General features: G+C 62.1%; 16 protein-coding genes. 15 read left to right on the top strand and 1 reads right to left on the bottom strand.

Going from position 1 to position 15937, the window contains the following annotated elements:
* Window positions 1-108: 108 nt before the first annotated feature.
* The 11 genes from AC5J09_RS07705 (at window position 109) to rfbD (ending at window position 13423) form a co-directional block, all read left to right on the top strand.
* On the top strand, window positions 109-681 hold the full coding sequence (locus tag AC5J09_RS07705; RefSeq protein ID WP_018098853.1) for a MarR family transcriptional regulator: 573 nt from the start codon (window positions 109-111) through the stop codon (window positions 679-681).
* A gap of 138 nt (window positions 682-819) precedes the next feature.
* The gene (locus AC5J09_RS07700) at window positions 820-2073 is read left to right on the top strand and encodes a glycosyltransferase family 4 protein (protein WP_494297317.1); all 1254 of its coding nucleotides are present in this window, start codon (window positions 820-822) and stop codon (window positions 2071-2073) included.
* Between the two features lie 181 nt (window positions 2074-2254).
* Window positions 2255-3727: a DUF6212 domain-containing protein gene (locus tag AC5J09_RS07695; RefSeq protein ID WP_100670224.1), complete on the top strand. Its 1473-nt coding sequence runs from the start codon at window positions 2255-2257 to the stop codon at window positions 3725-3727.
* Window positions 3714-6395 carry a glycosyltransferase gene (locus AC5J09_RS07690; protein WP_338281274.1) on the top strand — a complete coding sequence of 894 codons (2682 nt, stop codon included), beginning with the start codon at window positions 3714-3716 and terminating at the stop codon, window positions 6393-6395. The genes AC5J09_RS07695 and AC5J09_RS07690 overlap by 14 nt, the downstream gene beginning before the upstream one ends.
* A 34-nt stretch (window positions 6396-6429) precedes the next feature.
* Window positions 6430-7608, top strand: coding sequence for a polysaccharide pyruvyl transferase family protein (locus tag AC5J09_RS07685; RefSeq protein ID WP_003529003.1), 1179 nt, complete (start codon window positions 6430-6432; stop codon window positions 7606-7608).
* Between the two features lie 42 nt (window positions 7609-7650).
* Window positions 7651-8823 (top strand): polysaccharide pyruvyl transferase family protein, encoded by a 1173-nt coding sequence (locus AC5J09_RS07680; protein WP_018098849.1) that lies wholly within the window; start codon window positions 7651-7653, stop codon window positions 8821-8823.
* Window positions 8824-8890: 67 nt separating this feature from the next.
* A complete protein-coding gene (locus AC5J09_RS07675) occupies window positions 8891-9982 on the top strand; it encodes a glycoside hydrolase (protein WP_324763666.1) in 1092 nt (363 codons plus the stop codon).
* 22 nt (window positions 9983-10004) lie between these two features.
* Window positions 10005-10886, top strand: a complete 882-nt coding sequence (rfbA, locus tag AC5J09_RS07670; protein WP_324763667.1) for a glucose-1-phosphate thymidylyltransferase RfbA — start codon at window positions 10005-10007, stop codon at window positions 10884-10886.
* Window positions 10879-11442 carry a dTDP-4-dehydrorhamnose 3,5-epimerase gene (gene rfbC, locus AC5J09_RS07665; protein ID WP_494297316.1) on the top strand — a complete coding sequence of 188 codons (564 nt, stop codon included), beginning with the start codon at window positions 10879-10881 and terminating at the stop codon, window positions 11440-11442. The genes rfbA and rfbC overlap by 8 nt, the downstream gene beginning before the upstream one ends.
* Window positions 11443-11453: 11 nt before the next feature.
* The gene (gene rfbB / locus AC5J09_RS07660) at window positions 11454-12524 is read left to right on the top strand and encodes a dTDP-glucose 4,6-dehydratase (protein ID WP_494297315.1); all 1071 of its coding nucleotides are present in this window, start codon (window positions 11454-11456) and stop codon (window positions 12522-12524) included.
* Window positions 12521-13423 (top strand): dTDP-4-dehydrorhamnose reductase, encoded by a 903-nt coding sequence (gene rfbD, locus AC5J09_RS07655; protein ID WP_494297314.1) that lies wholly within the window; start codon window positions 12521-12523, stop codon window positions 13421-13423. Before rfbB ends, rfbD begins: the two co-directional genes overlap by 4 nt.
* 47 nt (window positions 13424-13470) lie before the next feature.
* Here rfbD and AC5J09_RS07650 read toward each other — a convergent pair whose 3' ends face one another.
* Complete coding sequence (locus tag AC5J09_RS07650) at window positions 13471-13614, bottom strand: hypothetical protein (RefSeq protein ID WP_198516656.1); 144 nt, start codon at window positions 13612-13614, stop codon at window positions 13471-13473.
* Window positions 13615-13855: 241 nt separating this feature from the next.
* On the opposite strand from AC5J09_RS07650, the gene AC5J09_RS07645 reads away from it, so the two are divergent.
* The 4 genes from AC5J09_RS07645 to AC5J09_RS07630 all read left to right on the top strand — a co-directional run bounded on the left by AC5J09_RS07645 (window position 13856) and on the right by AC5J09_RS07630 (window position 15783).
* Window positions 13856-14065, top strand: a complete 210-nt coding sequence (locus tag AC5J09_RS07645) for a CsbD family protein (protein ID WP_003528984.1) — start codon at window positions 13856-13858, stop codon at window positions 14063-14065.
* A gap of 204 nt (window positions 14066-14269) precedes the next feature.
* Window positions 14270-14557 (top strand): DUF2934 domain-containing protein, encoded by a 288-nt coding sequence (locus AC5J09_RS07640; RefSeq protein WP_494297313.1) that lies wholly within the window; start codon window positions 14270-14272, stop codon window positions 14555-14557.
* Window positions 14558-14871: 314 nt separating this feature from the next.
* A complete protein-coding gene (locus tag AC5J09_RS07635; protein ID WP_494297312.1) occupies window positions 14872-15369 on the top strand; it encodes a BON domain-containing protein in 498 nt (165 codons plus the stop codon).
* Window positions 15370-15423: 54 nt separating this feature from the next.
* The gene (locus AC5J09_RS07630; RefSeq protein WP_494297311.1) at window positions 15424-15783 is read left to right on the top strand and encodes a hypothetical protein; all 360 of its coding nucleotides are present in this window, start codon (window positions 15424-15426) and stop codon (window positions 15781-15783) included.
* Window positions 15784-15937 lie beyond the last annotated feature (154 nt).

Genomic DNA, 15937 nt, shown 5'->3' with positions numbered 1-15937 from the left:
CATCGCCAGCTCAAGAGCACGCAATTTCGGGGCAGGGGTGCTGTGAAATTTACTTCAAGTTTTGAAGTAAATTCCGGAATTGGAAGTACGTTCCCAATGGAGAGAGGGATGAACCACAGGATACTCTATCCGTTCGCAGACTTTGGAGACACTGTTGCAATCCTTCCCGCGAATGAAACGCAGCGGAAAGGCCTCGATACCTCTGTAGACGATCGTGACGGAGATGATTCGCTCGTCACCTATTTCGAGCTGGCTCGGGTGATGGAGCGCGCAAGCCGCCGGTTTTCCGGCCTGTTGCGTGCGGAACTGACGAAACTCGGGGTCGAGGATATCGGTCCCGCGCAGGCGATGGTTCTTCTGGCCATAGGCGAGGCGGAGCTCTCGGTGGGAGAGCTTCTGGACCGGGGCCACTATGTGGGTTCGAACATTTCCTATTATCTGAAGCAGCTTGCCGACGGCGACTACATCGACCGGATCGCATCGCAGCGTGACAAGCGTTCGGCCCGCATCCGGCTTTCAGAGAAAGGCAGGCAGCTTTGCACCGGCCTGCGACAGGCCGCCAAGGGCTACGAACGCGCCCTCAGCCATGGCGATCAGGACCGGCGGAATCTGGAGACCGCTTTCCAGACACTGCACCGCCTCGAACTCGTCTGGGGGAATGCCGCACGCTACGGCATCTGACGCTCCATCACTGCATGTTCCTCAAAGCGCAACCGAGCAAGGGCGATAACATGCAGGAAACCCAAGTGTTGCAACGAGCTTTGCGCGTCCGTCGGACGCGCGGCGCTGCAGGTGTGATCGATCACTGACAAGTGGCTTATGAAGATGCATGTAGCATTCGTACACCGCCGTGGGTTCGGCCAGTTCGCCGCCCTGGCAAGACATCTGGCTGAAGCGGGGAACGAGGTGACGCTCGTGACGGAGACCGTGGACCAGCGGATACCTTCCGTCCGGGTCGTACGGCATCGGGCGGAACCCGGTCCGCAACCGAATCCCCAGATAGCGCGCCATCTTGCCGTTCCCGACCATCATGTGCGGATCGGGCACAGGGTAGCGGAAACCTTCGAGGCGATGGACCGCCTTGGACAGACCCCCGACATCGTTCTCGGCCATATAGGCTGGGGCAGCATGATGTTCGTGAAGGATGTCCTGCCGCGCGTGCCGGCACTCGGCTATTGCGAGTTTTTCTATCGGTCGGATGGGGCGGATGTCGGCTTCGCGCCGGACGACCGCCCCGACCCGGAGACGCGCAAACGCTTGCGCCTCCGCAACATCGCGCAGCTGCTGTCGCTGGAGGCGATGGATGGCGGTATCAGCCCGACCAATTGGCAGAAGAGCCTCTATCCAGCCGATGCGCGGCAACGAATCGCCGTTTGCCATGAGGGAGTGGACACGCGCCGTTTCCGCCCCGACCCGGCGGCTTCGCTGAAGCTGCCGGACGGGCGCGTCCTCAAGGCCGGCGATCCCGTCGTCACTTTCGTGGCACGGGACCTCGAGCCCTACCGGGGCTTTCCCCAGGCGCTGGAGGCGGCGGCGAAGGTCGTCCGGCGGCATCCGGACGCGCTGTTCGTCTTCGTCGGCGGCGATGGGGTGAGTTACGGCGCGCCGCCCCCTGGCGGGGGATCGTGGAAGGATCATCTGCTTGCGTCTCTGGATGTCCCGCGCGAAAGGCTCATCTTCCCCGGCGTCGTGCCGCATTCCGTGCTGCGTCAGCTCTTTCAGATATCGGCGGCGCATCTCTACCTCACCTATCCATTCGTGCTTTCCTGGTCGGTGCTGGAGGCAATGGCCTGCGGCGCTCTTGTTATCGGTTCCGATACCGCGCCGGTTCAGGAAGTCATCCGCTCCGGCCGCAACGGTCTTCTCGTTCCGTTCTTCGATACGGATGCGCTCGCCGAGATGATCGTCGGGGCATTGAACCGCCCAGACAACTTTCGCGAACTGCGCGGCGCCGCGCGCAGAACGGTCGAGCAGAGGTTCCGGTTGGACGACTGCCTCGCACGTCAGTTGACGCTGATCGGCAACCTCACCGGTCGAAATGCTGCGCAAGCGAAAGAAACGCAGTTTGTCTGAATATTGCTTCAATTTTTGAAGTATAAATACCGGGTAAAACCCCAGGAATCTATTGTTGTGCACTGCGGAATCCACGGATATGGTTTTCTCCGTGAGGTTCTGGGGCAAGAATATTTCCAGGCCATCAATTTCATCTTCTGGATAAATCGATTTATTCTGGGGTCGCTGCGTGCAAGAGTTGATGTCTTCTAACGTGAGGCAGTCGCCGGCGAAGCGAAGGCTCGTTGTGGCGTCCGGTCTGGACCGGGAAAATTTCGAAGGGAGCGACATCGAGCATCTGGTGCATTTTCTCGATCCGGATGCAGCTTCGCGATCCCCCCTGCAGAACGCCTTTCCTCTGATCGCGCTTGCCTTCTCGGATGAGGGTGAGGCCGATCTGCGGGAGGCGCTTGCGTCGATCAATGCTCTTGGCACCATTCCCGAAATACCGCTCCAGCGGATCGACGTGGGCGGTAAGGCGGAGAGCCTTGCGCTCGTGCAGTCGCTGGTGGAGGGTGGAGTGGGCCGGCTCTCCCGCTTCACGTCGTCGGTAACCGCCGAGCTCGCCATTCTCCGGCGTGAGCGGGAAACGCTGCTCGAAAATTACCGCGCGCTGGAGGATGCCTTTCAGGCCCGCAACTGGGAGCCGGTCGCGGAGATATTTGCCCATGACCCTTATGCCGACCCGAAGGACGAGGGCATCGGGCAGCTCCTTGCGACCGGATGTGTCGAGCAGCTTCTTCCGGTCTCCAGTCTTGGCGTGGCCGGGATCGCGCTGCACCTTCATTCCGTGCCCAGGGACGGCGGCGAGCTGATCGTCATGCTGGGCTATGTCGAGAACGGCGAGGGCGTGGCCGAATGGACCGTCCCCTATGCACAGCTCGCGGCAAACTGGAATTTCCTCGCCCTGCCACGCGCTTGCGGCGGCGCGGCGAGAACGCTGCGGCTCAGAATCTCCACGACCGGCACGGAGACTGTAGGGCTTTCACTCGGCTATCCAATCGCGAGCGAGCGGTACACAGCCAGATCGGAAACCCCGCATCCTGATCTCGATCTCCGGCCCCTGGCGTTCCGCGTCTTTACGGGACTGCCCGGCGTCAAACCGACGCGCATGCCGAACATGATTGCTCCCACCGCCTTGCTCGAGGGCCATTTCATCGAGGACTATCGTCTGGCGGTCGAATTGCTGAGCCAGATCGTCGACGTATCGGTCACGCCGGTCGTTCCCGAGTTCCAGACCGTCCGCTTCCTCGAACACGAGAATGCGGTCGTTTGCCACCCGCTGCCGAGCGGAATCTCCGCCGGCACGATCGGCCGCGCCGTGGAACCCGGCACCATCTCCTTCTCCGCAAGCGCGATCATCGATCACCCGAAGGGCGCACCCGCGGCCGTGAGCTTCCTGCTCGCTCCGGCGAACTCCAATGCGCGCTCGGAAGTGGCGGAGCTCGCACGAAAGGGGGCTGCCAAGCCCTCGGCCTTCTTCAGCGGCTGGCGCGAGGTCACCGCCGAGCAGGCGGTCAACGTGAACTTTCAATTGGATAAACCCGTGCGTGAGCCGATGGACCTCATGATCCTCAGCCGTGCGGTGACGGATACGGTGGATTTCTCCTGGCTCAAGGTCTCCGGCTTCCGATTGGTAAAGCAGTCCGCAGGGGCGTCCAATGTCCGGAAATAGGGAAAACTCGGACCTGATCGTGGTGGCAATGCCGCTTTATGGCCATGCGGCCCTCGTCCTGGAGGCGATCGAGTCCGTGCTTGCTTCGAAGCTTGCCGGGTGCAGGGTGGCAGTCGTGGTGTCCGTCGATGGTGATCCGCGGCAGGAGACATTCGATCAATTGCTGCTCTATGCGGCGGCCCATCCTGCGGTTCATGTGCTTTTTGGGGCCAATGCCGGGCCGGGCGGGGCGCGCAATCGCGCGATCGACTACGTGCTCGCGAATCTGCCGGAAGCCGAGGCGGTCTATTTTCTCGACGCCGACAATCGCGTCTTGCCCGGGACCATCGAGACTCTCTACCGGCAACTGCGCGCCAGCGGTTGCGGCTGGATCTATACCAATATCGACACGTTCTCGGTGAGCTGGCGCGCTCACTACGGCAATCGCTACTCGCGGCTCCTGCACTGCGTCACGGACAATATTTGCGACACCGGCTCGATGATCTCGATCGACGTGTTCCGGGCGGGGGTCCGCTTCGACGACGACAGGCAAAACGGTTTCGAGGATTGGGAATTCTGGCTGTCCTGCATCGAGCAGGGCTTCGTGGGGGCGCCGTGCCACGACACGACCTTCGAATACCGGCTGAGGGCGGAAAGCCGCTTCAAGGAGGCGAATCGCGATCGCGCCGCCTCGGTGAGCTTCCTCAGAAAGCGTCACCGTGCGCTGTTCCAGCGGCCAATGCTGGTCGATTTCGAGCACGAGGAATGCCCGCGCTATCTTTTCGCACGGACGGAAGATGCCGCCATTTCGTTCTTCACGGATCCGACCAAAACGGCCAAGCGGCTTCGTCTTGACGATATCATTCCAGCCTTCTGGGCGAGCATCGGCGAGCCGGACAACGTTCACTTCCCGCCCTTCCTGATCGCCGGAAGCGGCGCCACCCTCGACCTGCTGCTGCGCTCACGGATGCTGCCGAACGTGCTCTCGCACCTGGAGCGCCTGAGCGAGAAGGCGAACGTGGTCTTCGTCCAGCTTGGCAACGATGCGGCGCAGCGCAAGATCGAGCCGGTATTCCTGGAGGCGGGCGCCCAGCACAACGCGCCGGCCGACCTCATCTTCCTGTCCACTTCGCTCGTGCGCGACGTCATTCACAACAAGGCGCTGGACTGGTTTGCCTCCATCGGCAACCAGCAGGTATGGCCGACATCGGCAATTCTGAAAGTCCGCTTCCCTTTCCCGAGAAGCCTGCCCCGACGCTCGCTCATCACGCCCCAGCAGGTGATGATCAACTGCGTCAACGCCATCGCGACCAGTCCGCTGCGGCGGACCGCCGGCAAACGCTGGACCTGGCGTCCGGCACGGCTCGTTCCCTATTCCGACCTCCACAAGGCGCTTCGCCATGAGATCGGTGGCTCGCCGGTGTTGCCGCTCGGTCATAGCGAGGGGGGCAGGAAGACCGCAGCCCTGCTTGTTCCGAATGCATCCTTCGGCGGCGCCGAGAAGGTCGTATATGCGGCCTCGCGCGAGCTGAAGGCCGCCGGCTACGAGACCCATCTCTTCGTGCTCGGCACATCCAGGATGGATGTGATCGACGAGTTCGATCAGAGCTTCGACTATATTCACTTCTGGGACCAGGGCATTCCCGCCTGGGGCGGCTCCGGCTCTTTCCTGGGGCAGGACTTCATCGCCGAGGGCCACGACGTCGATTGGGCCGCGCTCAAGGGTCAGCTTTCCGGCTTCGACCTCGTGATCAACAATCACGTCATGGCAGTGCATCCGCTTATCGCACGGTTGCGCTCGGAGGGGACGCGCACGGCCTGCTACCTTCACGTGGTCGACAATACCGGCTTCAAAAGGCCTGCCGGCCAGCCCTTCGCGGCGATAGCCCACGAGCATTGCTACGATGCCTTCCTGACCTGCTCCGAGCAACTCAAGATCTATCTGCACAGCTTCGGCGTTCCCTATGAAAAGATCTTCGCCGTCCCCAACGGCGCGAGCTTCTCCGTGCCGCCCAAGGTGCTCGCGGAGGTGCTGTCGGTCAGGCGCATCGAACGCAAGGACGATCGGCTTCGGGTCCTCTATATGGGCCGGCTCGATCAGCAGAAGGGGATCGACCGTCTCGCTGCGGCGTTCGCCGAATTGCGGGCTTCGCGCGTGCCCTTCGATGCCCGGGCGATCGGCGGGGAAATCCTCGCGGATGCCACCTTGTCGTGGACGGATCGCCTGAAGGACCTCGGCGTCGAGGTGCGCCCGCCGGTCTTCGCAAGCAAGGATCTGATCAAGGCACTCGGTTGGGCGGATGTCCTTCTGATGCCGTCGCGCTGGGAGGGCGCTCCCTTGATGATCGCCGAGGCGCAGCAGCTCGGCTGCGTGCCGATCGCGACGTCGGTCGGTGCCGTCGACGAACTCATAACCGACGGCGAGGACGGCATCCTCATCGAGGCCGCCGCCGATCCGCAGGTGGTCCGGGACATGGCAAAGGCCATCGAGGAGGTGGCCCACAACCGTCAGATGCTCGCGCCCCTCATGGAGGGGTGCCTGAGAACGGCGGCTCGGCGCTCATGGACGTCCTCCTTCTCCGAGTTCCTCGGCTGGTGCGACCGTTCCGTGAACAATTCGTCGCTTTCGCGCGCAACGGTTATCCGTGGGCGCGAAGCATCCAATCCCGGAGTTGCGGCCGTGGGCTGAGGCCCCGCCGGTTTCAAGAAGAAGGGTCGATTGCATGCGTCCACGGATCCTCGTGACGGGAATTCCTGGTCATTACACGCGCCTCGCCAACGGCGCCCAGGGATTGTCCGTCTCCTATTCGGAGCGACAGAAACAGCCCGAGACGAAGGAGGAGTTTCTCCAGGAGCTTCGCAATATCAGCAATACGGGAAATTACCTGATCGGCGAGGGGGCGCTGCGCGCGATTGCCCCGCATGCGAAGCAGGTCCCGTTCTGGCACCTTTATAATTGCAGCCAGAACGGCGTCGGACTCGACGAGTTCAACGCCAATTTCGACATCTGCGTCTTCACCTGCGCGAACCTTCTGCGCAAGGGCCTGTCTGCGGATGCCGAAGCGGAAGTGCTTGGCAAGCTCAAGATGCCGATCGTCATGCTCGGTATCGGCCTGCAGAACCGCCGAGACCTTGAAAACAGCCTGCCTGAAGGTACGAAGCGGCTTCTGGACGTTCTCAAGGAGCGTGAGCACTATTTCCTGACGCGCGGGTTCGAAACCGCCGGTTTCCTGAAGGACCAGGGCTTCTCCTATGTGCAGCCGACGGGCTGCCCTTCCATCTATCTGATGCCGCACAATATGCGCGCCTCGCTGAAGAAGCTGCCCAATGTACCGGTCGGCAAGGCGCGGACCATCTTCTCCGGCTATCTGGGTGCCAACCACGATTGCATCGTCGACGCCGCGGCGCTGGCGCCCGAGGGTTCGCGGCCCCAATACGTCATCCAGGACGAGTTCCTCCATTTCGACATGAACGTCGAAGCGAACGGCGACGGCCGGGTCTACGACTCCGCCTCCGGCACGATGCTCGGGGAACTGAGCTATCCGGGCACTGAAAGACTGAAAACGCCCTTCGACGTGCGGACCTTCTTCGATACGAACCAGTGGCGTGCCTGGGCGTCTTCCATGGATTTCAATTTCGGCCGGCGTTTTCACGGCTCGATCATCGCGATGCAGGCGGCCGTGCCGAGCCTGATGGTGGCGGTGGACGACCGGATGCGCGAAATGCTCGGCTACACGGGCCTGCCGGCGATCGACGCAGTCGAGGTCGACAAGGCGGAAAACCGGGCCGAATTCGTCGCCGACCACCTGGCCGGGCTCAATGCTTCCGAACTGGTCGACAGATATTCCGATCGCGAGCGCACGTTCCGCTCGGCTCTCCGGGAGATCGGGATCGGGCAATAAATCTACGCGAGCGTTTGCAGGCTCTAATCTCAGGTGTAATCGATGCGTATCTTGCTTACGGGAATCCCGTCCTATCTGCAGCGAACCGTCTCGGGCGTGTCCGGCGCGGAGGTTCGGCACAGGCCCTATTTCGACGAGGTCAGAACCAAGAAGGAACTGATCGATCAGGTCAAGAAGATCGCCAATACCGGCAACTATCTGATCGGCGAGGGCGCGGCCCATGCCCTGCGCGGGCATGACGTCACCTATTTGCCCTTCTGGCATCTCGTCAACAACAGGAATTCCGACGAGGCTTATGAAAGCCTCAACGAGGAATTCGACATCTGCGTCTTCGCTTCGGCCAACCTCCTGCGCCCGGGCTACTCGGCGGATCTCGAAGCGGAAGTGTTCGAGAAACTGAAGATGCCGGTGGTGATCATGGGGATTGGTATCCAGCGGCGGGAAGGGCTCAAGGAAAACCTGCCTGCCGGCACGCTCAAGTTCCTGGAAGTGCTGAGGAACAAAGAGAGCTTCTTCCTCACGCGCGGTTATTTCACGGCCGAGTTCCTGAGAGAGCAGGGGATGAAGTTCGTCAAGCCGACGGGTTGCCCCTCGCTCTTCTTCGCGCCGGCCGAGATGAAGCGTTCGCTCGCCGCGCTCGCCAATCCGGATCTCGCTTCCTCCCAGAAGATCGCCTTCGGAGGCTATCTCGGAAGCGTGGCCGATACGATCGTCGATGCCCACGCGCTGCTGAAACCGGAGAGCGTCGCGAGCTACGTCGTCCAGGACGAGGTGGTCGCCTACAATCTCTCCCTTCCCGTGGACGACGACTTGCCCGTTTACGACCGAGCAAGCGGGCGCATCACCGGCCAGACCGCCTACAAGCATTCGGAGAAATGGCAGCGCAAACACGAGCTTCTGGTGTTCTTCGACACCAATCAATGGCGAAGCTGGGTCTCCGCGCGCGATCTCTGCTTCGGGCGCCGTTTTCACGGCTGCATCATCGGCATGCAGGCGGGCGTACCGTCGCTCATGATCGCGGTCGACGATCGCATGCGGGAAATGCTGGAATTCATCGGCTTCCCCTACATGGAGGCGGCAGTCTGGAACCGGGAGCCGGACAGGAAGGCCTATCTTGCCAGCTTCCTTTCCAAGATCGATTCGCAGGCTGTCATCGACCGGTACTCGGCCTGTGAGACCAACTTCCGCAATGCTCTGGCGCATGTCGGGCTCTAGAGCAATTCCGGGGAAAGTGCGCAGCGGTTTGCGGCCCGGGACTTCAGCGAACCGAGGAGCAGCAGCATTGTTCCTCGGCGCCTTGCTGACGCTTTCCGCACCCGCGCATGCCGATGAAGCTTCGGCTGCTCGCATTGGCGTCAATCGGATGAATCTTGCCTGGCTGCCCCGGGGCGACCAGGAGAGAATACTGACCGACATCGCTGCCAGCGGCGCGACGGATGTCCGTCTTTCGCTTTCGCGTCCGGTGGACAAGAGCATAGAGGCGCTGGCAATCGCCCACCGCCTGGGTCTGCGCATCCTTCTCGAGATTCAGCTGGGAAACAAAAGCTACTATCCCCAGAGCCTCAGACCGAGAACGGGCCATGGCCGTATCTGGGACGTCTATCGACTGTCGGATTTGGATCTTGTTCGGTATCGCAGGGAATTGCGGCAAGCGCTTCAACGCATCGATGCCCTCGGCGTTCGTCTTGTAGCGATCGAGCCGGGAAATGAGATCAACTATGCCGGCTACAACGGCGATCTTGCCGTCTATCGAGAACCGGGCGCCCGATCGCCGCGCAGCATCGCCGAGCTACGGGAGCGGACAAGGTTTGAACGCGGCCTCGACAACTACGTCAAGGCGCTGGAGATCAGCCGATCGGAGCTGCGCAAAACCGTACACAGCCGCGACGCAGCCGTCATTTCCGCCGGTCTCTCGGATATGAGCGCCGCAGAAGCCGACAGGCGCGGAATGGAAAGGCTCGATCCCGGCGAATTCGTCGCGCTCCTTCGTCAACGCGGCATCGACAGTCTGGTCGATGCCTATGGCATCCACATCTACCCCGGAAGGAAAGCCGCGCCAGCTATTGCAGCGCGGGTCAGAAGCATTCTCGATTTCTGCCGGACCGCGGGAACCGGCAAGTCCTGCTGGGTCACGGAGTGGGGGATCGCAAACAAGGCGCGCTCCTGCCCGGTGGACGATCGATCGCGAGGGGAGGCGATCCATGTCATGCGCGCGACCTTCGGCGAACTGATCGAGGCAGGCCGGCTGACGGCTGCCTATTACTACGACTGGGACACCGAGCCTTCCTATAGCCTCTGGCGCTGCGGCAGGCTCAGTCCCGTCGGCGCCGCGGCGATCGGACCGGGCGACGGCGCAGGAGCGCAAGCAAGATGATGGCCTCGACCGGAGTGGGCGCATGAAGGGCATCATCCTTGCGGGCGGCCGGGGAACCAGGCTGTACCCGGTGACGATCTCGGTTTCGAAGCAACTGCTCCCTGTCCATGACAAGCCGATGATCTATTACCCGCTCGGCATGCTGATGCTGGCCGGTATTCGCGAGATACTGGTGATCACCATGCCCAGGGACCGGCCGCTGTTCGAGGAACTGCTGGGGGACGGCAGCCAGTTCGGCCTCGCGATCTCCTATGCCGAGCAGCCGGAGCCGAACGGACTCGCCGAAGCCTTCGTCATCGGCCGGGATTTCATCGGCAACAGCTCGGTGGCGCTTATCCTCGGAGACAATATTTTCTACGGCGCCGGCCTGCCCGAGCTTTGCGGCGATGCCGCGGCCCGGTCGAGCGGTGCCACGATCTTCGCCTATCGTGTGGATGATCCCGAGCGCTACGGCGTCGTCAGTTTCGATGGAGAGACCGGACGGGCCGTGACGATCGAGGAGAAACCGGAGCGGGCGAAATCCAGCTGGGCGGTGACCGGCCTTTATTTCTATGAAAACAGCGTACTTGACATCGCTTCTTCAATCAAACCTTCAGCACGGGGCGAACTGGAAATCACCGATGTGAACCGGGCCTATCTGGAGCGCGGCGACCTTCACGTCTGCCGCCTCGGGCGGGGCTATGCCTGGCTCGATACGGGCACGCACGACAGCCTGCACAATGCCGCTTCCTTCGTACGCACGATCGAGCACCGGCAGGGCGTCAAGATCATGTGCCCGGAAGAAATCGCCTTCGAGCTCGGCTACGTTTCGGCGGATCAGGTGCTCGAGCGTGCCGCCCTGCTCGGCAAAAACGACTATGCGATCTATCTCCGGCGACGGGTCAGGGAGCTCTCTGATGCTTGATGTAAGGCCCCTTGGCCTCGACGGGGTTCTGGAGATCGTCCCGCACAGGCTCGGCGACGAGCGGGGCTTCTTTTCGGAGACCTACAATGCGGAGACCCTCGCCGCCAACGGCGTCGCGGAGACCTTCGTACAGGACAACCATTCCTATTCCGCAGCTGCGGGCACGCTGCGCGGCCTGCACTATCAGCTCTCGCCCAAGGCGCAGGCAAAGCTCGTTCGCGTTGTTCGAGGCAGGGTGTTCGATGTCGTGGTCGACATTCGCAAAGGTTCGCCGACCTTCGCGAAATGGGTCGGTCTCGAACTCTCGGCCGAAAAATGGAACCAGATTCTGGTGCCTGTCGGCTTCGCCCACGGCCTCGTCACGCTCGAGCCGGAAACGGAAGTCCTCTACAAGGTGAGCGAGCATTACAGCGCCGAGCATGAGCGGTCGATCCGATACGACGATCCCGAGATCGGCATAGGCTGGCCTGCCGCTACCGACCATCTGCAACTGTCCGCGAAGGACAGGAACGCACCATTGCTCCACGAATCCATTGTTTTCGAGTTCACCGCATGAGGGGAGAAACCATGCGAGTTTTGGTAACGGGTGGCGCGGGTTTCATTGGATCGGCGGTTTGCCGGCATCTGATCCGAAGCGGGGCCGAGCGCGTCGTCAATGTCGATAAGCTGACCTATGCCGGCAGCCTTGCGTCGCTACGGGCGGTGGAAAGCGATCCGCACTATGCCTTCTACCGGGCCGATATCCGCGACGAACAGGTTCTGCTGCAGATCATGCGCCGGGAGCGGATCGATGCGATCATGCATCTTGCTGCCGAGAGCCATGTCGACCGTTCGATCGAGAGCCCCGACCCGTTTATGGAGACGAATGTCCTCGGCACGGTGCGATTGCTCAACGCCGCACTGGCCTACTGGTCGGGGCTCGGCACCGAGGAGCAAGAGCGCTTCCGGTTTCACCATGTCTCGACCGACGAAGTCTTCGGCGACCTTCCGTTCAACCGCGGGATTTTTTCCGAGGAGACGCGCTACGCACCTTCGTCCCCCTACGCGGCCTCGAAAGCGGCAGCTGATCATTTCGCACGTGCGTGGCACCACACCTACGGCCTTCCGGTGGTCGTTTCGAACTGCTCCAACAATTACGGCCCGTTCCATTTTCCCGAGAAGCTGATCCCCCTGACGATCATCAACGCCATCGAGGAGAAGCCGTTGCCGCTCTACGGCTCGGGAGCGAATGTGCGCGACTGGCTCCATGTCGACGATCATGCGACTGCGCTGGAACTGGTCGTCAGCCGGGGCAGGCCGGGGGAGAGCTACAATATCGGCGCCCGTGCCGAGCGCAACAATCTGTCGGTCATGGAATGCATCTGCGATCTGCTCGACGCCCGGTCGCCGCGAAAGGGCGGTAATAGCTATCGGGACCTCATCACCCTTGTTCCGGACCGGCCCGGTCACGACCGGCGCTATGCGATCGATCCCTCGAAGGCCGAGCGTGAGCTTGGCTGGAGGCCGAAGCGGAGCTTCGAGGGCGGACTGAGCGAGACTGTCGACTGGTTCCTCGCAAACAGGTGGTGGTGGGAGCCGATCCGGCGCGAGCGCTATTCCGGCGCCCGCATCGGCGAGCAGCATCGGAGCGTTGCGTGAGAATTGCCGTGACCGGCTGCGAGGGGCAGTTGGCCCTCAGCCTGGTGGAACGGTCTGGTCGTTGGCCGGGCGCGGAAGTCGTTACAATCGGGCGGCCGCATCTCGATCTCAAGGAGCCGGCAACGATCCTGCCGGCGATCGAGCGGTGCCGGCCGGACCTCGTCGTCTCCGCAGCAGCCTATACGGCCGTCGACCAGGCCGAAAGCGAACCGGAGGCGGCGTTCGCGACCAACGCGTTCGGGGCCGGCGCGGTCGCTGAGGCGGCCGCATGCCTCGAAGTGCCGATCATCCATATCTCGACGGACTATGTCTTCGACGGGAGCAAACAGGGGAGCTATGTGGAGGGCGACACACCGGCTCCGCTCAGCGTCTACGGCGCATCCAAGCTTGCCGGAGAAACCGCAGTTGCCGAGGCAACGCCCCGCCATCTCATCCTTCGCACGGGCTGGGTCTACAGCTCCTTCGGGAAGAACTTCGTCAAGACCATCCTGCGGCTCGCAGAGGAGCGCGAGGATATCGCGGTCGTTGCGGACCAACAGGGAAATCCGTCATCGGCGATCGACCTTGCGGATGCCATCCTCGATATTTCGGCGCGCCTGACGAAATCCGATCAGGACGCCGCCTTCGGCCTCTACCACCTCGCTGGCACGGGCGTCGTAAGCCGGGCCGATTTCGCGCGGCATGCTCTTTCGGCGAGCCGTGCCGAAGGCGGTCCCTGGGCGCATGTTCGGGACATCGCGACGGGGGCGTTTCCGACACCTGCAAGCCGCCCTCCCAACTCCTCGCTGTCAAGCGCCAAATTCACCGCGGCCTTCGGCCGGGCCATGCCTGCCTGGCAGGATTCCGTGGAGCGAACCGTAAGGCGGCTTGTCGGGAGCATTTCGAGTGAAACCCGTTAGGGCGGAGCGCGGACGGAAAGCCGCACGCACTTTCAGGCCGAAACGATTTACTGCCGGGCTGCCGCCTGTTGGGCGTCGGCACGCGCGGGCGGATCGGGCGCGGCCCATTCCGCTGCCGCGATGGCGGAGCCGAGCAGGAGGGCGGGCAGAGCGAGCGCCGCGAAAAACCGCAGCACGTGACGGCGACGCATGCGCTTCTTATCCCGATCGTAAACCATCGTCCGCCCCGCTTTGGATAGATTGGAAACAGTGCTCGCATGATAGAAGCAGAGAAGCCCCGCAAGGTCGAGTTCCCTGGGTAACACAACTTTGTGTCTGTAGCGTCACGTCCGACGGCCGGTCTCCCGGAAAGCACGATCGCGGCCGGCTCGATGAACCAAATGCGTTCTCATGAGTTCAATCTTCGATGCAATTGAACCAGGAGGACTACTCATGGACTGGAATCGTGTGGAAGGTAACTGGAAGCAGGTCAAAGGCAAGGTCAAGGAGCAGTGGGGCAAGCTCACCGACGACGATCTGGACCAGATCTCCGGCAGCCGCGAGCAGCTCGAAGGAAAGATCCAGGAGCGTTACGGAATCGAGAAGGACCGCGTAAGGCGCGACATAGACGATTGGTACGGCCGCCAGACGTGGAATTGGTGATCAGCAAACGCCGGTCGAGACCCGCCTTGACGGGTCTCGATCCGTGCCTAACGATTGTTCCCCTTGATGAAGGCGAAGATATTTGCCCGACATACGGATAGTCGATCTTGGCTTCCGCCGCCGGAGGTACGCGCCTATGCTCGCGATGGGAGTCCGAAGCCGGCAGATCGGCACTAACCTGCGTTTCGCCCAGGAGGCTCAGCCATGACCACCGACAATGAACGGGACAAGCGCATCCGCGCACGCGCCTATGAGCTGTGGGAAAATGACGGAAGACGTCACGGAGACCATGAGCGGTACTGGCACGAAGCCGCTCGGGAGATCGATGCGGAGGCTCAGTCGGATCCTGCCTCGGACCTGCAGCCCGGTGGAATGCAGCCCGACCGCGGACCGGCCGGGGGCGTCGGGAGCATCGGAAATGAAGGCCCCGATAAGGCCAAGGCTCCGCCCCGCGGCGCCGGCCCGCGGCGGGGCACGGCGAAGAAACTATAAAGAAGGCTTCGGTGCAGCTGGGGAAGGCCACGGGCCCCTGAGGCTGTCTGTCCCCGACGGCCCTGCAACGGCGGCGCCTGCGGCATAGCCAATCAGATCGAGTTCAGCTCTCCTTCGTAATTATTGTCCAGGCCTCGGCTCGTCGACCGTGCCATCACGGTCGATCTGCCGTGGCGTCTGACCCGGAGCGGAACAACGAGAACCGGGGTTGGTTACCAGTGATCGCACCCGCCAATGGGTCATGTCACCGCAAGCCGGATTGAACAAAAGCCTGCCGGTTTTGTTTGACCTTTGCAAAATGAAAGGAGATCGCAATGAAAGTGCCCCGTAAGGATAAGGCGCTCTCGCGCGACGAGGACTATCGCGACTATGAGGAGCGCGATCTTCGCGAAGGATGGCCCTACGCGGATGGTAGCGGCAGTACATCGAGCAGCCCCGAAAACAGAAGCTATGGCGCTACCGGCGCGAATTTCGATGAGGACCGCGGAAAGGGCTTCATCGTAGATGAGGCCGGCGCAGACGGTCTTGAGGAAAATTCCGCGGACAATGGTCGTCCTCTGCCGCCTGACCGCATCGACAGCGACGAACTGGAAGCGGTGATCACGGATTTGCTTAGCCAAATCGGTGAAGCCGAGCCCAACAGCATCGACGTGCGCGCCGACAAGGGCATCGTAACCCTGGAGGGTGCTGTCGAAACCTTGGCGATGGCGCGCCGGCTCGTGGCAGCGGTGGAGGCCGTGCCCGGGGTGCTGGAGGTTCGCAACAATCTTCAAACCCTTGGCGTCGATTCCCACATGCCTGACGGCGGCTAGCGACGACGCCTTTGCGGTAGCGGCGCCGCCGCCGGGACATCGATGGAGGGTCCAATGTCAGTGTTCGAGGTATTGGCCGAGCAGGAAGTGGCCGAAGAGCTCGGCGTCGCCGTGGTCATGTTGACCCGCAAGGATGGCCGTGGTCTCCCTCGCAAAGGGATAATGCTCACGCACGAACTCGTCGACGACGCGTTCGAAGGTGACCGTGAACGGGCGGTTGAAGCAGCAAGATCCGGCGTGATCGACCATGAGGCGATGCGCCGGATCGACAGTCCGGACAGGCTGGTTTATCACCCGCGAGACGCAGCCGATCCTGTGGAATGGACGCTTGCCGCGTTCAGCCGCGACGATTTGGGACTGTTCGAAGGACCGGTCCGTTCCGGTGGGGCCGGGGCGGGCGGCATCCAGGCTTAGAGTGCTTCAAGGCAAGTGTGTAGCGTCTTCCCGTCCGGAAGTGCGCACACACTTTCCTCATCCCGCTCCTACTCTGCACAGGCGGGGTTGCCAGGGAACAATCCTGTCAATCCGCAGTTGGCTACTCGAAGGGACGTTCGAATGGAGAACATCC

Source organism: Sinorhizobium sp., assembly GCF_059070375.1.
Note: the sequence above shows the minus strand (reverse complement) of the source record. Positions and strands in the feature narration are given on the sequence as shown.